Source organism: Ruegeria meonggei, assembly GCF_042768335.1.
Lineage (GTDB): Bacteria > Pseudomonadota > Alphaproteobacteria > Rhodobacterales > Rhodobacteraceae > Ruegeria > Ruegeria meonggei.
Genome location: NZ_JAXHBT010000001.1, coordinates 2,145,180 through 2,164,343, shown reverse-complemented (window position 1 = coordinate 2,164,343; position 19,164 = coordinate 2,145,180). Strand labels below are relative to the sequence as shown.

General features: G+C 54.3%; 15 protein-coding genes and 1 tRNA gene. 8 read left to right on the top strand and 8 right to left on the bottom strand.

Annotated elements, in window-relative coordinates; genetic code table 11:
- Positions 1-257 precede the first annotated feature (257 nt).
- Complete coding sequence (locus tag SJY13_RS10570; RefSeq protein WP_377190746.1) at positions 258-1,226, top strand: pPIWI-associating nuclease domain-containing protein; 969 nt, start codon at positions 258-260, stop codon at positions 1,224-1,226.
- A 287-nt stretch (positions 1,227-1,513) separates the two neighbouring features.
- The gene (locus SJY13_RS10565) at positions 1,514-2,347 is read left to right on the top strand and encodes a ComEC/Rec2 family competence protein (RefSeq protein ID WP_377190744.1); all 834 of its coding nucleotides are present in this window, start codon (positions 1,514-1,516) and stop codon (positions 2,345-2,347) included.
- Here the strand turns inward: SJY13_RS10565 and SJY13_RS10560 are convergent, their stop codons facing one another.
- Positions 2,348-3,544 (bottom strand): patatin-like phospholipase family protein, encoded by a 1,197-nt coding sequence (locus SJY13_RS10560; protein ID WP_377190742.1) that lies wholly within the window; start codon positions 3,542-3,544, stop codon positions 2,348-2,350.
- A 735-nt stretch (positions 3,545-4,279) separates the two neighbouring features.
- Between SJY13_RS10560 and SJY13_RS10555 the strand changes: the two genes are divergently transcribed.
- The 4 genes from SJY13_RS10555 to SJY13_RS10540 all read left to right on the top strand — a co-directional run bounded on the left by SJY13_RS10555 (position 4,280) and on the right by SJY13_RS10540 (position 6,668).
- Complete coding sequence (locus SJY13_RS10555) at positions 4,280-5,026, top strand: hypothetical protein (RefSeq protein ID WP_377190740.1); 747 nt, start codon at positions 4,280-4,282, stop codon at positions 5,024-5,026.
- A 12-nt stretch (positions 5,027-5,038) separates the two neighbouring features.
- Positions 5,039-5,389, top strand: coding sequence for a hypothetical protein (locus SJY13_RS10550; protein WP_377190738.1), 351 nt, complete (start codon positions 5,039-5,041; stop codon positions 5,387-5,389).
- Positions 5,390-5,438: 49 nt separating this feature from the next.
- Complete coding sequence (locus SJY13_RS10545; RefSeq protein ID WP_377190736.1) at positions 5,439-6,056, top strand: hypothetical protein; 618 nt, start codon at positions 5,439-5,441, stop codon at positions 6,054-6,056.
- 378 nt (positions 6,057-6,434) lie between these two features.
- Positions 6,435-6,668 (top strand): hypothetical protein, encoded by a 234-nt coding sequence (locus SJY13_RS10540; protein WP_377190734.1) that lies wholly within the window; start codon positions 6,435-6,437, stop codon positions 6,666-6,668.
- Between the two features lie 516 nt (positions 6,669-7,184).
- Here the strand turns inward: SJY13_RS10540 and SJY13_RS10535 are convergent.
- The 7 genes from SJY13_RS10535 to SJY13_RS10505 form a co-directional block, all read right to left on the bottom strand.
- A tRNA-Met gene (locus SJY13_RS10535) sits at positions 7,185-7,261 on the bottom strand.
- A 105-nt stretch (positions 7,262-7,366) separates the two neighbouring features.
- Positions 7,367-8,320 (bottom strand): alpha/beta fold hydrolase, encoded by a 954-nt coding sequence (locus SJY13_RS10530; RefSeq protein ID WP_377190732.1) that lies wholly within the window; start codon positions 8,318-8,320, stop codon positions 7,367-7,369.
- Between the two features lies 1 nt (position 8,321).
- The gene (locus SJY13_RS10525; protein ID WP_377190730.1) at positions 8,322-9,794 is read right to left on the bottom strand and encodes a flavin-containing monooxygenase; all 1,473 of its coding nucleotides are present in this window, start codon (positions 9,792-9,794) and stop codon (positions 8,322-8,324) included.
- Positions 9,795-9,897: 103 nt separating this feature from the next.
- Complete coding sequence (locus tag SJY13_RS10520; protein ID WP_377190728.1) at positions 9,898-12,318, bottom strand: GcvT family protein; 2,421 nt, start codon at positions 12,316-12,318, stop codon at positions 9,898-9,900.
- A 104-nt stretch (positions 12,319-12,422) separates the two neighbouring features.
- Positions 12,423-12,668, bottom strand: coding sequence for a hypothetical protein (locus tag SJY13_RS10515; protein ID WP_085821561.1), 246 nt, complete (start codon positions 12,666-12,668; stop codon positions 12,423-12,425).
- Positions 12,669-12,714: 46 nt separating this feature from the next.
- Positions 12,715-13,869, bottom strand: a complete 1,155-nt coding sequence (locus SJY13_RS10510) for an aromatic ring-hydroxylating oxygenase subunit alpha (RefSeq protein ID WP_377190726.1) — start codon at positions 13,867-13,869, stop codon at positions 12,715-12,717.
- A 99-nt stretch (positions 13,870-13,968) separates the two neighbouring features.
- Positions 13,969-14,874, bottom strand: a complete 906-nt coding sequence (locus SJY13_RS10505; protein WP_377190724.1) for a LysR substrate-binding domain-containing protein — start codon at positions 14,872-14,874, stop codon at positions 13,969-13,971.
- 716 nt (positions 14,875-15,590) lie between these two features.
- On the opposite strand from SJY13_RS10505, the gene SJY13_RS10500 reads away from it, so the two are divergent.
- Together SJY13_RS10500 and SJY13_RS10495 are read left to right on the top strand one after the other, a co-directional pair.
- Positions 15,591-17,414, top strand: a complete 1,824-nt coding sequence (locus SJY13_RS10500; RefSeq protein WP_085821556.1) for a BCCT family transporter — start codon at positions 15,591-15,593, stop codon at positions 17,412-17,414.
- Positions 17,415-17,571: 157 nt separating this feature from the next.
- Complete coding sequence (locus SJY13_RS10495; protein ID WP_377190722.1) at positions 17,572-19,119, top strand: trimethylamine methyltransferase family protein; 1,548 nt, start codon at positions 17,572-17,574, stop codon at positions 19,117-19,119.
- Positions 19,120-19,164: the final 45 nt, after the last annotated feature.

Sequence of the window (19,164 nt, the reverse complement as noted above, 5' to 3'; positions counted from 1 at the left end):
CGCCATTGCTGCGATTTCATGCATTTGCAGTCGCGGCATGATGGTCGGCCCATACCGGACCTCCGAGGCAAGTGGCAGCGATGTAATGCGGCTTCCTGAAGCGGCCATTCGTGCGCCCGGCAGCATCTTGACAGGCTTGATGACCAATAGGCAGGTTCTATCTAGAGAAAGATCGTCTGAGGGCGTGGTCTCATTCCGATAGAAAACACTAAAGCTGCCCTCGGGCGGTTCTTATCTTTTCATTGATTTGGCCGCCTTTGCAGGCTAACCTGCTGAAATTATTATTAATCTATAGCAAAGGTCTCGACATGGCTAGGCGGGTGACTCCATCTCAATACAACGCTTTGGTGAGACAGCATAATGCCAAGGTTAAGCAGGCCGTAAATAAAGCTAATCGAGAAAATAGAGCGGCTGTCAATAAATATAATGCTGACGTCCGGCGACATAACAGCGAGGTGAGAAAGCAAAGACAGGCTCACAAAAATGCCGTTGGTCAGTACAACCGTGCTGTAAACACCCTCAACGCCAAAGTTCGATCCAATCGGGCCAAAATTAATCAGCAGATTTCTTCGCTTCAATCGAGCAATTCCACACGTTACCCAGAAGTTCGTAGTGCCACCGTCGATTTGCTACAACGCTTCGAGCGGGTAGCGGATGAAAGCTATGGTTCTGAACAGCACGAGGCTCTGGTTCGCTTGGCTGAGGTGGAAAGCTCAAACAGTGCAGACGTTGCAGAGAGTCTGTTGGCTGACGCGCCAGCAGACGACATTGAGGTGTTGGAGGAAACAGGCATCCTAGAGTATTTGTCAGACCTATCTGACGACCTGCTAGACCGATGGCGTGGGGCCATATTCTCGCTAAGCCCTAACAATCCGGATGCTGGGCGGCACTTTTGTACTAGTGCTAGAGAGATATTCACCGACATACTGGAGAAGTGGGCGAGTGATAAAGAAGTAAAGGAGGCCGACCCAGAATGCCAGATGACTCCGAACGGCAGTAAGCCAACCAGGCGTTCGAAGATTCAATACTTGCTCAGGTTGAAAGGCGCGGACACTCCCGAGATGATAGGTTTCGTGGATGCAGATATCGAAAACGTGATCCGGCTCTTTGATGATTTCAATGAGGGTACTCACGGACCTGCAGGTAAGTTCGGCTTTAGTAGGTTGCTGGCGATACGAAAACGGGTTGAGGGAGGAATTATGTTTTTGGCCACTATCGCCGCGTAGACTCCGCCACGAGCGAAAGAAGGGAAAATTAGAGGCCTAAATCCTGTTACTAAAATCCACTTTTGTCTCCGCTTCCATCACACGCGGCCAAAACCTGCCGTTGACTGAGAATTCTCACTCAGTAATGCAGCTTCTATAGAGAGGCCGTTCGCGCAATCGTAGAATTTTTGGAGATAAATAGCCGAATAAAATCACAACACTGCCCAGCTAATGAAGTTGTTATCGGCTAAGATACGATGTTACGGTCGTGCCTATTGAAAGAGAATTATTGAAGGAGATTGTTTTAATTGGTTGGGTTGGACATACGAATCTGGGAAGTTGGTGCAGGACTATGTATTCACATTCGCACACCGAACGGTCAAAATCACATCATCGACGCTGGGAAGTCAGACGATTTCTCCCCTGCAGAACATATCCGAGACAGACATTGGTCTGACGGTGATGTTCTCAACTACCTGATCATAAGCCATCAGGACGCGGACCACGTTGGTGATCTCGAAAACCTCAAAGCCTACTTGGGAAGTCCCAAAATTTATCTTCGCAACAAGAGTGTGCCCGACAAAGAGAAATACGGCCTGCTTCAGCGAATTTATCAACAGGTGCTCAAACAATTCGACAAATCTTACACCACTTCAATCACGTGGGAAGAAAGCCCCCGCAACCCCGATCTCAATGGCGGGGTTCGCATTAAGTATGCGTTTCTTGATTGGTCCGAAGCACAAACTATCAACAATTCGTCGATCGTTGTTGCCTATGAATATCAAGAAACGGTCATCATATTTCCCGGTGACATTGAAGAATTTGGCTGGGAACGGCTTATAGCGAAGAACCCCAACCTGTTCAGCGAACTGATTTCTGACACCTCCACTGTCATATTAGTTGCACCTCATCATGGTCGAAAAAGTGGCTATTCGCCCGGCATGATCGACTACTTCAAACCTGACCTGGTAATTATCAGTGATGGGTATGGTGCAGGCGAGACTGACCCGAGATTCCGTACCTGTGCTTCGGGTTTGTATATCGATGACATTGAAAAGAAGTTTCTTACGACAAAAACCAACGGAAGAAAGCGCATTTCAGTTGCGGCTAACGGCGCGCTCTACATCGATGAAATGGGGTAGTCAGATCGCTTCTGAGATGAGTTCAGGATTGTGCTGTTGGAGCACGGCAAGGGTTACTTGCTGACCCCTCTTCGAAAGCTTATCGATCCACGCTTTACTCATTGGTCCAAAATTAGTCGGGTAGCCAGAGACTTCATCTCGTTTTATGAAGTTTGCGGGAGCGTGCGTTAGCCTATCGTCTGCCTGACCAATATAGGGCAAGACGATTGCTTTGAGGCGCCCTGCGGACTTAAGATCATATAACCGTTTCAGCGCCGCATTCTGAGATCGGTCGAAAATCGTATAAAAACTTGCGGTCATGCGTGTTACCATTGAATTGGCTGGTCTCCCGAACCTCAAGCCGTAGCCCGCACGACAAGTGATGATGACATTTGGCACCGGAATGTCGACACTTATTTTCGGGTCGCGGTCAGGCCAAAGTGGAGATAGGCCAAGGTTGTCGTAGACACCCCCATCCGTCAAGGTAACCCTTTCAGATCTAACCGATCCGTCCCGGCGATTGAACGCAAAAACTTCATCGAGCGCTGGAAGAAATATGGGATATGCGGCCGACGCCGTTACAGCGCGTGCAATTTTTATCTGACCCGGATTCACCTTACCGAACCGCCAACAACCGCTTTCACCGGGTGTGAAGTAAAACGCTGAACCAGTCCTCAGCTCTGCCGCCACAGAAACGAATTTCTGAGGGGCATTTTCCAAATCCTTCAGGGTTTTGCCTTCAAAGAGGAACTTGTCCAAAGTTCTTTCTAGAATTGTGGTTCGGCTTGCAAATCTTCTAGGCGAAGTTGTTCCGATTCCGGTCGTGAGATCAATGTTAAGTTGGCGCGCGAAAACGTTTGCGACCCAATACAACGGCAATGAGATAAGCTGAAGAATTCTGTACGCCAGAAGAACTAAGCTACAAAGGACTGCTTTAAGACCTTCAGAGGTTGTAAATGCGGTTTTAATCGACTTCGAGACAAGACCTTGCTCCAGCAGCAAGCATATTTTGTCCTCGAAGCTCTCAAACGAGCCTTCATGCGCGACGTACATCGCTCCGATAACGCTTCCCCCCGAAACACATGAGAGTGTCTTGCTTCTTTGAAGTATCCCCGTTTGATGAAGGGCCTTTAGACACCCCAAATGAAAAGCGATTGCCCGCGCCCCGCCGCCTGACAATGCGATCGCTATACTTTGAGCTTCCCTAGTTTCTTTCACGTGTTGTTTGCTCCCTCAAACCAACCTTAACTAACGCAATACACATCGCCAAGCGCCACCAATGTCCGCTTCGCAAGTAGTCAATGTATAGGTTTTCTTTTGTGGCAAATGCCCTCTTCTGCTCTCCCGAAGGATCGTTTTGAGTGTGCAGCACGATTTTCGCAGATGCAGCGAACGGCAGCTCCGTGGCCTTGGATACGTCGCTGCGAGCCCTTTGCTGCCGTTAACTATATCGCTCAATCTAGAAAATTTGGCTACTTATCGATGTGCATTATGTGTCGAATACTTACCCACATATTTTTCGGTGAAGCAGACATTCAAAGGATTTTGACTGGAGGTACCAAACACCAAAAAGTTCTTTTTTCACATCATCGCGTCCATAGCAGTATTGGAGAGCGGTATGATTTCTGAGAGGATCAAGACTGGGATGGCCACCCGCAATGCTGCGGATCCTGATGTGAAGTGGAGAGCAAAGCACTGGTTTCTGAGCCATCCCAACCGCCAGAAGTAAATTCAGAGCCTTTGTAACGCGGGCGAGTTTCACCTCGTCAGCCGGGCCAAAGGCGGTGTGATGGTCAAGAATATGACTGCCGGTGCGCTATTAGCTGACCTTAACGCGGTCGATCCTGATGAGAAGCCCGTGAAGAACACGGAAAGCACTCGCCGCTGTTTGCGTGAGGGTACAAAGCGATTAGACTACAGCGTTGATTCTAAAACAGATTGAGGGTTGAAGGTTTGATACTTGCCGACCGCGAAATAGTGAAAAAATATCTGAGTGAAAACTCTATCAGTGAATTGAGGGAGTTGTTCGAAAGGTTGGCTGCCCAGCGTCTCCACACCATGCGTTTCGGTGAACCTCCTACAGGCTTTAATGTATCTGACAAAATTCGAGCATATGGACAAGCCAACCTATGGCGATGCCTTCAGCTATGCGGAGGCGCCGAAATGCTAAGACAAAATAGTAGTGGTCTATCTGCTATAATCCTCTCTAGATCGGCTGTCGAAACCGTTGCTGCGTACTCCCATTTCGCGGTCCAACTGCCCAATAAATTGAAACCACTGAAAACCTCAGCGGATCTAGAGAGGGTTGACGAGTTTGTTCTTAAGAGATCGTTTGCAACCAGAGAAAAGTCCGCAGCGAGTTTCGTCGCGTCCGACGGTGTTGACGTCAACTCTGTGAGCATACTTACACAAATCGGGAAGCTCGAGAAACGTCATCCCGGTCTTAGCAAAAAGTATGAAATTTTGTCAGACTTTGCACACCCAAACGCCTTCGGAACACTGAACTGGTTTGGAAAAACCAGCCGTAAAGAGGGAAGAATTAGGTTTTCTGATGATTGGGATCACTGTGAGCAAGAGGCACTTGGCTGGAGCGTTATAGCAATTTGGCTATTAGAAACCCTCGAAGCAGACATTGCCAAAGTAGAGGATCAACTTCCTGCTCTTTCGTGCTTCGGCCACAAGATGATGAAACTTCAGTAAGAGGAGGGCGAATTGGATCTGGACAAAGTGTACACCGATTTTGGACCCGGCAGCAAAGAGTTGGTCGATCAAGCTAGAGTTCGACTAAGGTCAGTTTCTCTTGATGAGCTATCATATTTTGTTTGGCAGAAGGGTTCAATTTTAAGTACTTGTAATTCTAAAACAAAAGGAATTTTCGCCTTAGTTAAAGCGGAATTGGAACGCCGCGCAATCAAGCGGCAGAAGTATCTCGCACTGGGCACTACCGTTTTGGCTGGGTTGCTTGGTATTCTGGGTGTGATTGTGGGTGTCTTTTTAGGGCAGGCAATCGACAATTCTTCTCTGAAATCGGCCACCGAAAATTCAGTACCTGTAGGCGACTAACGGGAGCGGTGACGGATCGCACGGAAAAAATAAAATCAAATGGTTAGATATGGTTGGCGAAAGATACCAAACAGCCCTAAATCGAGACGATATCTCGCAGTGGCTTGTTCACTTTACCAAACAAGGATGGAGCGGATCACAGTTAGAACCAGCAGATGTGGTGTTAAGGCGCATTATTAACAGCCGATCGGTGCAGGCCTCAAAAGCTGATGCAATCACAAGGTACCATCCAAGCGGAGCCGCTTGTTTTTACGATGTGCCGCCCCAAAACTGGACAGAATTGATCCAAACAAATCCTAGCGGTCGGCAACCGTATGGAATAATCGTGAGCAAAGCGGCTTTTTGGGCTCGCGGCGGGCGTCCGGCGATCTATACGGAGAACCCACTCAACCCTATGTGGCCTCAAAATGAGCGGTTCCGGTTAATAACGACAGCGTTAGATCAACCAAATCCAATTGACTGGACTCACGAGCGGGAATGGCGAGTACCTGGTGACTTACCTCTTGATTTTCAATCCCTTTGGTGGTGGCCATGTGTAGCCCAAATCCGTGATGCACTGCTGTTGTTTCGAGACTTTTCTCAAGGCAACGTTAACGCGGCCGTAGTAATTAACAGCATCTATGTGATCGAACTAAATAGAACAATTCTTCGTAGCGAACTCGACTAAATTGAAAATTCAACAATGGGGAGCAGCACGTCATGAGGTTTCAAGTTCGTTGGCATTTATATCGAAAGCCCATTTTTTTGCTTGGTCGTGATGGGCGAGATTACCGCCTTCGGCGGATTAGAAGAGTGATGGCCAGCAACATGGGGCAAACCATTGTCAGGTTCGATGGGGCAGTCTGCAAACTTTATTCCGCAGAGAAGCTGAAAAAATTCTATCGGCGGAAAACTGGCATGTTTGGAAGAAGATCAGCGAGATCAAATGCACCAAGATTTCTCTTGGACTCTCGGGAGGTGGTCGAAGACGAACTTAACCTCCCCTTCCTGAAGCAATGGGAAGCGTCGCTGGGACCATATGGTTAACAAATAGGAGTGGAGTCACATGAACGGTTATTTGTTTGAAGTAAAGGTGAAGGATCTTACGGGAGGTGGAGTTTCGAAAGAGCAGTTTTATGTCGCGGCTTCTAGCGAAGAGGTCGCGCGACAGCGCTTGAGTGACAGTAAAGTCCTTACCGATGAAATCGTAACACTCCTTCGGGTTCTCAATAGCTCAGAAGTCGCAGGCTTAAAGCTCGCGAACGGGGAGGTTCGGGAAGTTACTGTAGATCCGCAATAATGAGCCGTTTGCGTTGTTGAATGTCCGCTATCGTACCGCCAAGAAGGTCTCGTAGTCCGGGCAGCATCACCAGTCCGCATTCAAATGGGCGAGTGTGCGCCTGCAGCGAAGGTCTGCTTGGTGGCCAACTCAACGAAACATCGCGTCATCTTGTTCGGGAAAAAACACAAAACTGTCCGAAAGCTGTTGCAGCGCTACGAAAACCCGTCATTGACGAAGTCGCAGGCGGCGGGGGCTGGATGGATAGGAAAGTCCGAAAAAACTGTCCGCTGGTGAAGATCCGCAAGAAGTGAATGACCACCAATGCCGCTGACGCGGGTAATCACTGAGTCGCTTTGCAACCATTTAGCCGTCTTAGCCGTCCAATTTTCCACTCCTATTCCACTCCTACATGTGCGAAAACCCCAAATTTTGACGACTTTGACGTGCTTAGACACGCCGTGCCAACCTACATTGAGCGACGGTTCGGGTTGCATAAAGCCTTTGATTTATTGGTGTTTTATCTGTGTGGGATTTTGGTAGCGGAGGAGGGACTTGAACCCCCGACACGCGGATTATGATTCCGCTGCTCTAACCAACTGAGCTACTCCGCCATGAGTGAAAGGCGATTTAAGGGAGGGGCCGGTGAGGGTCAAGAGGGAAAAGGCGCTCTCAGCGGGATTCTTTTTGACTGTCGATGCACCCTTTTCCTTCTTCGCTCAGGCCTTGATGCGTGCGCGATCAGAGATCCCACGGATGAACGCGGCGCAGGTGTCCGGCGCGGTGATCGGGATCATGTGACCCATCCCTTCAAGCTGTTCGTAGCTGAACCCGAATTGGATCATTGGTGCCCCATGTGCGGCAGGCGACAGGATTACGTCCCCGGCGCCGAACAAGACGCCACCGGGCAGGTTCAGCTCGCCATAGCGTTGCGATTGCGCCCCTATGCTGGCATCGACACCGATTACATCCTGCGACGCCGAGATAAACGCCGAAGGGCGCAGACCCAGCGCACCACCGGCCCGGTCAAGGAAATCCGCAGGCGCTGGTTCGGGATCAAACACAGCCCCAATGGTCTTGGGTGCTGTTTTGGTTGCTACGGGCACAGCAACTGTATTTCCGATCACCGTCCGCAACCACTCGGCCCGGATTTCAAGCGGTTTGAATACCGACGGAGTGCTTGGCATTTCGTGCGTCAAAGGGGCCAATAGAGCCAGACCTGCAACCTTGTCAGGATAATCCAGCGCCATGGCCAGAGACACCGCGCCCCCCATCGAATGGCCGACCAAAACGGGGTCAGAAACGCCTTTCTTGTCCAGAAACTCCATGATCATGCGGGCCTGTTCCGGCAAGCGGGCAAGATCGGCTGTGTCGCGTGTGGAATATCCGCTTCCGGGCCGATCCACCGCGATGACGTGGAAATCGTCGGTCAGCCTGTCCATCAACGCATAAGTGTAGTGCTGCAGTTGCCCGGCCAGCCCGTGGATCATGATCAGGGTCGGGTTCGCGGGATCCCCTTTTTCGACATAGTGAATGCTGCCGCCGCGCACGGAGACAACCTCACCTGGTTGCGGAACCTTCTCTGTGCCCTCTCGGGTCAACTTGCGGGTCCACAGATGCATGCTGACAAGGAACACCGTGATTACGAAGAGGATTATTAGGATTGTGGTCATTTCAGCGGGCTCCGCCTTGGGGTGTGACAGGGGTGTATTGCTCTAGCCCGGATTGGGCCATGCGTTTTTCGAACTCTGCAACAGTGCCCGGCCAAAGCGTTGTGTTTCGGCCATATGCGCCCTGATACCAGGACGTGCAGCCGCCGGTCTGCCAAATGCTGTCAACGTGCCGGTCCTGCATCTCTTGTGTAAAAGCGGCCTGCTTCGCCGCGTCTGGCGCTATGACCTGCAGCTTGTCACGGCTCATCTGTTCCAGCGCCCGGCCGATATGGCTCACCTGGGCTTCAATCATCAAAACGACCGAGTTGTGGCCCAGACCCGTATGTGGGCCCAACAGGATGAAGAAGTTCGGGAACCCGGCTATTGCGGTACCCAGATTGGCCTGCATCCCATCGGCCCAGGCATCCCGCAGTGCCAGGCCGTCGGCCCCGGTGATGTCCAGCCGCTGAACTGCGTCGGTGACGTGAAATCCGGTGCCCCAGATCAAAACATCGACCTGCCTCTGGCTGCCGTCGCTGGCAGTAATCTGATCCCCGTCAATTGAGGCGACCCCATTTGGAACCACCGTCACATTGTCCCGTGCCAGCGTGGAGCACCAATCGTTCGAGCTTAGGATGCGTTTGCAGCCGATCCGGTAGTACGGCGTCAGGGTTTGGCGATCCTGCGGGTCGGTGATTTCTTTCTCAAGCGCATCGCGCCACATTTTCATGGCTAATGCTACCATCCGCTTTTGTCCGCGAAACACGCGGTGGCGGTATTCGAAGAACATGTAGATCAGCTTGCGCCGTAGCCGAGCTATTGGCGGGACCCGGCTGTAGAGCTTGCGCAGCCAAGGGGCAATGGGACCGTCCGGTCGCGGTAAAACATACGGGGCCGCGCGTTGGAAAATCGTGACCTGAGCGGCGGTTTTCGCGATCTCAGGGACAAACTGGACGACAGATGCCCCAGTTCCGACAACTGCGATGCGTTTACCCGCAAGGTCTACGTCATGGTCCCATTGCGCTGAATGAAAGCAAGGGCCGGGAAAGCGGTTTGCGCCGGGAATGTCGGGAATACTTGGCAAGTGCAGAGCGCCGATTGCCGAAACAAGAAAACGTGCGGTCCAACGCTGTCCTCCGTCGGTTTCAATATGCCAACGGCCCCCGTCCCATCGCGCGGATTTCAGCTGTTGGTGGAAATGGCACAGGTCATACAAACCCTCTTCGCGGCAGATCTTTTGCAGATAGGCCTGAATTTCATCTCCGCCCGCATAGGCGCGGGTCCAGTCCGGGTTTGCGTGTGAGGCCATCGAGTACAGGTGCGAGGGAATATCGCAAGCGACGCCGGGATAGGTGTTTTCGCGCCATGTGCCACCGATGTCCCCTGCCTTTTCAAGGATGGTGATATCGCTGATGCCCCGCTTGCGGGCTTCAATCGCCATGGTCAGCCCCGTGAATCCGGCGCCGACGATCAGCATATCCGTGCTGTGTTCCATGCGTCCTGCCCTCCCGAAGCGACCGTGATGGTCGGTTCGGACTATAAACCGAGAGGAGCGCGTGAACAGCTTCCCGTTGAGTCAGGGGCTGATCACGGTTCGATCAGCCGCGCAGGATTTCGCCTTTGGGATCAAAGGGCGGTTCCCGCAGAATGACGGCCTTGTGAGGTCGTCCCAGCACCATCACTTCGACTTCGTCACCAGGCTGAGCGTTCTTTACGAAGCCCAGAGCCAGCGACATGTCGACCGAATAGCCATAGGCACCCGACGTCACGCGGCCGATGCCGATCCCGTCCTTGAAGATCGGCTCGCCTCCTGTCGCATCAGCGTCAGAGGCGGTCACGTCGCCCTCATCAAGATGCAACAGAACAAGATTTTCACGCGGCGGTGATTTCAAAACCTCCATCGCGGCGTCCTTGTTCAGGAAATCCTTGTTGAATTTGCACAACCGATCCAGCGCCACCTCATGCGGCCAGTATTCGGGGCTGTATTCGCGGCTCCAAGAGCCATAGCCTTTCTCAACCCGCAGGGACATCAGGGCGCGGCTGCCTACGGGGCCAGCTCCAAAGGCTTTGCCCGCCTCGATCAGCGCATCATACAGGCGGGGCTGATCCTTGGTGGCACAGTGAACCTCCCACCCCAGATCGCCGGTGAAGGACACGCGCAGGGCCAGAACCTCGACCCCTGCCAGTTCGATCCTGGCTGAGCGCATGAAGGGAAAGTCTTCGGTGGCAAGCGACACATTGGTCAGGCGCCGCAGAATTTCGCGCGATTTCGGACCGGCGATGTTGAAGCCGCACATTGCCTCTGTCCGGCTTTCAAATGTGGTGCCATCAGGCAGGGGCACCTGTTTGAAGAACCGTTTGTGATAGCGTTCCGCCATGCCGGAACCGATAATCCAGAATTCCTCGGCCCCCAAGCGCGTCACGGTGAAGTCCCCGGCGATCCCGCCACGTTTTGAGATCAACGGCGTCAGGCAGGACCGCCCAACCGTCTTGGGCATCCGGTTGGCAAAGACCGCGTTCAGCCAGTCTTCGGCCCCCGGGCCTGTGCAGACATATTTGGCAAAGTTCGAAATATCGATGATACCGGCGCGTTCACGCAGCATCTTGCATTCCTCGCCCACCGGACCCCACCAGTTCTGGCGGGTAAAGCCGTTGGTATCACTGGCACCGGGCGTGTCGGCAAACCACAGGGGATGCTCCCATCCGGCGTTCAGGCCAAACACCCCACCCATATGTGCTTGTTTGTCATAGATGGGCCGTGTGCGGGCCGGGCGACCTGCGCTGCGTTCTTCGTTGGGGAAATGGATGGCAAAGCGGTGGGCGTATTGATCCTGCACCCGCGCTTTGGTGAACGCTTTCGTGGCCCAGCTGTCAAAGCGGGCCATGTCCCAGACGAACATGTCATACTGAGTCTCGCCTTCGACGATCCATTGCGCGGCCATCAGGCCCATGCCGCCGGATTGCGAAAATCCGGGGATGATGCCGTTACAGCAGAAATAGCCGTCCATCTCGGGCGCCGGTCCCATCAGCACGTTCGCATCCGGTGACCAGATCATCGGCCCGTTGATGACCCGTTTGATCCCGGCCTCGCCCACGGCGGGCAGGCGTTCTATGGCGTTCATCATGTTCTCTTCGATCCGCTCCAGATCGTCAGGGAACAGATCATGGGCAAAGTCCAGCGGCGTGCCATCTTCGGCCCAGAACTTCATGTCTTTTTCGTAGGCCCCAACCAGAAGGCCCTGACCTTCCTGTCGCAGGTAGTACTCACCATCCCGGTCGCTGACCGAGGGCAGACGGGTGCCGTGCCCGGCCACATCGGTCATGGTCTCGGTAACGAAATACTGATGCTCGGTTGGTTGCAGAGGCAATTCAATCCCGGCCATTTTCGCCACCTCGCGACCCCACAGGCCGGCAGCGTTGATCACCCACGGGGTTGCGATATCCCCTTTGGGTGTCCGAACGATCCAGGTACCGTCGTCCTGCTGGTCTGTCGCGGTGACGGGGGTAAAGCGATGAATTTCAGCCCCGCGCTGGCGTGCACCGACCGCATAGGCGTTGGTCACGCCCGAGGGGTCCACATTACCGCCATCAGGCTCAAACATCACGCAGCGGATGCCGTCATAATTGACCAGCGGGTTCAGGCGCTGGGCCTCTTCGATGCTGACCTCATAGAAGTTCATGCCATAAAGCTTGGCCTTGGCTGCCTGCAGCCTGAGTTGATGTTCGCGTTCTTCGGTCTGCGCCAGATACAGCGAACCGGGTTGAAACACGCCGCAGCTCTGGCCGGTTTCGGCCTCAAGCTCTTTGTACAGGGTCATCGTATAATGCTGAATGCGGCTGATGTTGGTGCTGTCATGCAGCCCATGGATGTTTGCCGCCGCGTGCCAGGTCGACCCGGAAGTCAACTCATCCCGTTCCAGCAGAACAACATCCGCCCATCCCAGTTTGGTCAGATGATAGAGGATCGAACACCCGATCACCCCGCCGCCAATCACCACCGCCTGTGCCTTCGTTTTCATGAGCCTGCCATATCAAAGTTGGGTTCGCTGCCATGTGTCACCATCTCAATCGCACGGGCAATGGGCATAAATTTCATGCTGGGGTGAATGAGTTTAACCCAAGACTAATCCGAGAAATTCAACCGATGCCCGCGACCATGGGCAACAAGCCTTTGGTTCAATGCGTCCGCCTCTGCCGCGCCACATTCCAAAGCAAAAACAAAGGCATGGGTCAGGTAGAAACAGGCCGCGTCGATGTCCTGCGCCTGCTCGCAGGTGTCGGCGGCCAGAGTGTAATAGCGGATCAACGCGGCATGATCATTGCGATCATGCGCGTCCAACAACAGGCGATCCAGTTCGGTTTTGTCCATCGGGTCCCCGTCTGAGCCAGTCGAAAGAGCCGACCAGCCCATTGCCTTACTCGGCGCGGCCGTTTTCGATTTGTGTCGCGACCCAATGGTGGAAATTGTGCGTCGGCCCGTCCATCGCAGGCGAGAACCGTCCACCATCGAACAGCATCCCGTGGCGCCCCTTTTGCATGCCTTCGACCACGAACACATCCTCTTCGAAAACCGTCTTCCACAGTTGCGCGTTCGAGGCGCGCAGCCCGTCATATTCGGGCGTGTCTTCGATGCTTTTCGCATAGTAGAGCTCAATATGTTCGACCGTGTTTCCTTGATCCACAGGTTCCAGCACGATGGCAAAGCTATGGTCGCGCTGCACGCCGAACAGGACATTTGGATACAGCGCCACATATTCCGCGCCCTCATCCCATTTGTCGCTGAGCCCTTCGAAATCCGGGAAGGTCGCGCCGTCTTGATCGGTCAGTTGCCGGTAGACCAGCGTGCCTTGCCCAGAATACTGACCACGCATTTCGATATTGTAGTGATCTTCCAACCGGGAATAGCTGTTCAGGCCCGGATGGACCCACGGCAGGTGGTAGCTTTCGCAATAGTTCTCGACCGCGAGTTTCCAGTTGGTCTTGACTTCCAGCTTGAACGAGGACGTTTCGCCGCCGTGAAAGATCGGTTTGTCAAAATCGCCCCAGCGTTCCATCAGCGCACCGTGGACTTGTTCAAAGGCGGGCGCGTTGCCGTCGACATTCACAAAGATCACGTCACGCCAGACAAAGGATCGTACCCGTATCAGGCCCAGTTCATCGCGATGGACGTCTTCGTGCTTGTTCTGACCCGGACCGCCCACATGGGGGGTTGCGCGCAACTCGCCCTTCAGGCTGTAGCACCAGCTGTGATAGGGGCAGCGAATGGCGCCTCCAATTTTTCGCGGCGTGTCCACAAGGATCATACCCCGGTGCCGACAGGTGTTTTGGAATACTCCCACTTCGCCATCCCGGTCGCGCACGATCAGCAGCGGCATGCCTAGAAAATCGACCGGCTTGGCGTCACCTTCCTCGGGGACATCCTTGCCAAATCCGATCCCGGACCAGTTGGCAAAAAGCACAGATCTTTTCTCCTCGGCAAAAATGGCCGGGTCGACATAATGCTCGTTCGGCAGACCGTTGGCGACGGTTACATCGGCCAGAACGGAAGACAGCGCGCTATGCTTGTTCATCGGGCTCTCCTGAGGTTTCGCTAGATGCTTCCCCTCAGTATTGACGGATGGGGTGGCTGTTTCTCAATATCAGAAAAGCTCATCAGTGGGTGATTTCACCTAAACCGAAACGTTCTCAACCTCTTGCAGGATCCATGTTTTCAAAGCGCGGGCACTGTCCGAGAGTTCTTCATCCGGACGGCCAACAAGGTAGAATTGCTTGGGCGCTGTCAGGTGGTGCGGGCCGACGGCCACCAGTTTGCCGGATTGCAGCATAGGTTGAATAAGGCGTTGCCAGCCCAATGCCAGACCGGCCCCTTTGCGCGCCAGTTGCAGGGCGACAGAGTAACTGTTGACGCGGGATTCGATCGGGATGGTGTCATTGCAGCCCAATTGCCGGAACCATTCCGGCCATGTGGTCCAGCTGCGATCTTCCGAGTCCAGATGGATCAGCCGCTCAGCCGCCAACGTCTCCAGACTTGCCCCAATCAGCCTTTCTGCCAACTCTGGGCTGGCGACGGGGACCAGGTGGTCTCGAAACAGTGGTGTGTGGGACAGATTCGGGTCGCTGTCCTGCCCGTAGCGGATAAAGAAATCCACATCAGGTCGATCACGGAACGGGCGATCTTGCGACAGCTGATCCACGTTGACCTCGGGCCTGTCACGCCAAAACCGGATCACCGCCGGGGATAACCACAGGGCTGCCACTGCGGTGGTTGATCCGACGGTGACCTTGCCGCCGGAGGTGCGGTCGCGGATTGTGGCTAGCACTTTTGAGATACGCCCGAAGGAAGAAGACAGTGCCTCGTACAGCGCTTTGCCATCCTCGGTCAGGTCAACACCGCGATGCTTGCGTTGAAACAAAACGGTATCAAGATCACCTTCCAGCGCCTTAATCTGGTGGCTGACAGCACCTGGAGTAACCGACAACTCTTCGGCGGCGTTTTTGAAGCTTAGGTGACGGGCTGCTGCCTCAAAAGCCGACAATGTGGTAAGCGGCGGCAAATTATAATGGCGTCGGGACATGAATTAGAACGTCTTGCTGGCTTACAGGTTAGCTGATTTCAACTGAGTATTAGATTTTTTCGTGTTGTGCACCAGAGGAAACTTTTCAAAAGGTGATTTTGAATGACAGGTTTCCAGTAAGGGTCGTCGGCTTGTGGAAATGTGTCGGTTTTGGTTGGATCGACGTGCGGTGAAGCCTGTAGGCAATTAGATCAAGAAACGTTGGGTATCGCAAGATTTTACTGCCGCCGAGTAAATCCGTCGGTTTTCGGCCGGAGATCGCCAATGACGGGTACGCGACCGGATATGCGGAAAGGAAAGGAGAAAGGGCAGTCGGGAAAGTAACAAGGTTGGTTCGTTTGCATCGCACTGACGCCAGCGTCGGTTGAATTCCAGCATGTTGGTTCGCAACTTCATATTTTCTGAAGCAAACTAAAGTTAATTGAGTTTGACTGATATCGCCCTGTAGCTGCATTCTGCCTTAAATCGAAATTGGCGAATTTGGAGCCTGACGTAACCACTTCTGAACCTGATCGCGCCGTATCAGTTAGTGGGCAATGCGTGCCCGCTGGGCATGAGTCGCCAGAATTCCGCTAGGGCAGCCGTAGTGCTAACCGCCACGCTACTAGAGAAGATCAGCACGACGGTCTGAACCAATAACAAACCGGGAGCATCATGCAAATGCCAGCTTACCGGCGCAGACCCAAAAAGTGAATGTGACAACCGGGAGGAACCTTATGTCATTACCTGAGCCATTTACGGACCTAGAGATAGAAACGGCGGATGCCGGTTTCTATGAAAATTACAGCGTTCCCATAGCGCTGATCAGTAAGGCCATCATGGTTGGACTGGTGCTTTGGGCACTTGTCTTCCCGGCCAATGCCAATAGCACGCTGGGAAGCTGGAACAGCAACATTCTGGCAAGCTTCAACGGCTTTTACGTTGTCATAGTCGGGCTGTTTTTCTTCTTCCTCGCAGTTGTTGCGATCATCCCTGCCACCGGGCGGCGCGTTATGGGTACTCCGGGTGAAAAGCCCGAGTTCTCGAACTTCTCATGGTTTTCGATGATGTTCGGTGCTGGTCTGGGCGTGGGTCTGATGGTGTTTGCCACCGCAGAGCCGCTGGGCCTGTGGGGATCAAACCCTGTGACTGTGTCGGGCAGCGTGACCCCGAACGAGCCCGAAGCAATCCAGTCGGCTTATCGCTATACGTTCCTGCACTATGGCTTCCACGCTTGGGCGATTTATGTGGTGACCGGCCTGTCGCTGGCCTACTACGCCTATACGCGCGATATGCCACTGACAATTCGTTCGGCGCTGACACCCTTGTTCGGCCGCCTGATGAACGGGTTCCTTGGCCATGTGGTTGACGTTCTGGGCGTTGTGGCAACGATCCTGGGTGTATCCGTGACCATCGGTTTCGGCGTCAGCCAGTTCATTGACGGTGTTTACGCGATAACCGGTATGGAATGGGTGATGGATCTGGGCGGCGACGTTCCCACGCCCAGCAAGGTTGGCCTGGTCGCAGGTCTGGTTGTCATCATGACACTGTCGATCATCTCGGCCGTGTCCGGTGTTGGCCGGGGTGTTAAGTATCTGTCGAACCTGAACCTGGTTCTGTCGATCATTCTGCTAGGCACGTTCATCATTTTCGGGTCTTTCGTCTTTGCCTTGACCACCTATGGCTCGGCGATGGTCGATTACATCATCCACTTTGTCTCTATGAGCTTCGGTGCTTATGGCCCGATGTCTGCAGATGCCTTTGCTGCGGGCTTGCCTGAGGCCGCGCAAGCCCATGCAGATGATCTGATGGGTGGCGCAACAAATGCCTGGGGCAGCTTTGATGGCTTCAAAAGCGGTCTGGAAGGCGCAGCCGCTGAGTTGGACGAAGAAACCCTGGCCGCAGCTTATGCCGCGGGCGAGCAAGGCCGTCAGTTCGGCTGGCAGTCGGGTTGGACCACGTTCTACTGGGCCTGGTGGATCGCGTTCTCTCCATTTGTGGGCCTGTTCCTGGCGCGCATTTCCAAGGGCCGTTCGGTGCGTGAGTTCATTCTGGGCTGCGTGTTCGCACCGGCGCTTGTGTGCTTTGCATGGATGACGGTTCTGGGTGGTACAGCGATTGATCTGGAACTGGCCGGTGCCGCAGAAGGCGCGATCATTGGCGCATCGAACACCAACAAGCTGTTCGTGACGCTGTCCTACATGATCGATGGTGGGTTGTTGTCCATGCTGAACGTCATGTGCGTGATCCTGATCATGACCTTCCTGGTCACGTCCGCTGACTCGGGCATTCTGGTGATGAACACCATCATGTCCGGCGGCAGCCAAGAGACAGGCATCAAGCACCGCATCATCTGGGGTGTGATCCTGACGGCGGTGATCGGTGCGCTGATCCTTGCGGCGGGGGAAAACAACCCGATGGATGCCTTGCGCAACGCAATGATCATCGGCGCGCTACCCTTCACCATGGTGATGGGCCTGATGATGGTCGCTCTGACAAAGGCATTGTTCCGTGACAGCCAGCGGGACAAGCACAGTGCTTCGGCGCAAGCTGCTGAATAAACGCAAGCCCGCCTGACACACTCAGCGCCGCCCCATCCCCGGGGCGGCGTTTTTCGTTCCGGACCCGGTGTCGCTTCTTGCAAGCAGATATCGCAATCAGTGAGGTCAACGCGCAACGAATCCCCCAATCTGACAGGTAAGACTGGAGGATTGCCCTGTGAACATTCGTACTGCAACCCGCTCGGGTGGGCGCTCGGCCCGCCGCGCCCTGCGCTCAGCCCCAAACTTTAAAATGCTGCCCGGCCTGACCCGTGGCATCCCTTTGTGCGAGGTGATGGATGGCGCGCAGGTCGAACGCATCGACGCGGCCTCGATGGAAATTCTGGAGAACGTTGGCGTTCAGTTCCGTGATCCAATTGCGCTGGAAGACTGGAAGAAAGCGGGCGCCAAAGTGGAAGGGGAACTGGTCTATCTGGATCGCGGACTGGTGCGCGAGCTGATCGCCACGATCCCGTCGGATTTCACCTATCATGCCCGTGATCCGAACAAGAACGTTCGGCTGGGGGGCAGGCATTCGATCTTTGTGCCGATGACCGGTGCGCCTTTTTTACGTGATCTGGACGATGTGCGCCGCAACCCGACGCTGGACGATCTGGCGATGTTCCACAAGCTCAGCCACATGATGCCCGCGCTGCATTCCAGCGCGCATCACATCGTCGAACCCTATGACCACCCGATAAGCCAGCGCCACCTGCGTATAACCTATTCGTCGATGAAACATTCTGACAAGACGTTCATGGGCATGACCACCAGCCCCAAGAACGCCGAAGACGTGATGGACATGTGCGCGATCCTGTTTGGCGAGGACTTCCTTGAGGATCACCCCGTCACCACAGGTAACTGCAACGGCAATTCACCATTGGTCTGGGACGAAACCATGCTGGGTGCCATGCGGGCGTTCAGCCGCCGCAATCAGCCGGTGCTGTGCTCGCCCTTCGTGCTGGGTGGGGCAAATACACCCGCCTCCGTTCCCGCCACCGTGGCGCAGCTGAATGCCGAGGCGCTAAGCGCGCTGGCCTACACGCAGGTGATCCGCAAGGGTGCGCCCGCGATCTATGGCCATTATCTGTCGACCGTGTCGATGAAATCCGGCGCGCCGATGGCGGGTACGCCCGAGATCAGCCTGATGAACTTTATGATCGGGCAAATGGCGCGGCATTACGGCGTGCCATGGCGCACCTCGAACACGCTGGGCGGGTCCAAGACGTTTGACGCGCAGGCCGGGTATGAATCCGCCACCACGTTGCAGGCGGTGATGCACTCTGGGGCCAATTACATCTGGCACTCGGCCGGGTGGAATGAGGCTGGGATGCATTGCTCTACCGCGAAGTTCATCGTTGATGCCGAACAATGTGCCATGGCCTATCGCATGGCCGAAGGGCCGAAATGGCACGACTTTGATCAGGCCCTGGCTGCCGTGCGGGACGTTGGCCCCGGTGGGCATTATCTGGGTCATCCGCATACGCAGGACAACTTTCAAGAGGCTTTCTTTATGCCCGAGATGTTCGACAACAACTCGATCGAGCAATGGCAGGCCGAGGGGGGTGTCGAAATTACTGAACGCGCCTTGAACCGCGCGCGGACTCTGCTGGCGGAATACCAGGAACCCAAGTTGGACGAAGCCAGGAACGAGGCGTTGTTGGACTATATTACTCGGCGCGAACGGGAAATCCCAGCTGCGGATGAACTGAACCAAAGTTACTAAGTGAACATCCACTGAAACTCACCCGCCCGGACCATTGGGCGGGCT

What these genes read in the sequence shown, in the direction of transcription:
- SJY13_RS10505 (WP_377190724.1), bottom strand. Translation starts at nt 14,874, where the DNA reads ATGTCCCGACGCCATTATAATTTGCCGCCGCTTACCACATTGTCGGCT.
- SJY13_RS10530 (WP_377190732.1), bottom strand. Translation starts at nt 8,320, where the DNA reads ATGACCACAATCCTAATAATCCTCTTCGTAATCACGGTGTTCCTTGTC.
- SJY13_RS10540 (WP_377190734.1), top strand. Translation starts at nt 6,435, where the DNA reads ATGAACGGTTATTTGTTTGAAGTAAAGGTGAAGGATCTTACGGGAGGT.
- SJY13_RS10520 (WP_377190728.1), bottom strand. Translation starts at nt 12,318, where the DNA reads ATGAAAACGAAGGCACAGGCGGTGGTGATTGGCGGCGGGGTGATCGGG.
- SJY13_RS10500 (WP_085821556.1), top strand. Translation starts at nt 15,591, where the DNA reads ATGTCATTACCTGAGCCATTTACGGACCTAGAGATAGAAACGGCGGAT.
- SJY13_RS10525 (WP_377190730.1), bottom strand. Translation starts at nt 9,794, where the DNA reads ATGGAACACAGCACGGATATGCTGATCGTCGGCGCCGGATTCACGGGG.
- SJY13_RS10545 (WP_377190736.1), top strand. Translation starts at nt 5,439, where the DNA reads ATGGTTGGCGAAAGATACCAAACAGCCCTAAATCGAGACGATATCTCG.
- SJY13_RS10510 (WP_377190726.1), bottom strand. Translation starts at nt 13,869, where the DNA reads ATGAACAAGCATAGCGCGCTGTCTTCCGTTCTGGCCGATGTAACCGTC.
- SJY13_RS10515 (WP_085821561.1), bottom strand. Translation starts at nt 12,668, where the DNA reads ATGGACAAAACCGAACTGGATCGCCTGTTGTTGGACGCGCATGATCGC.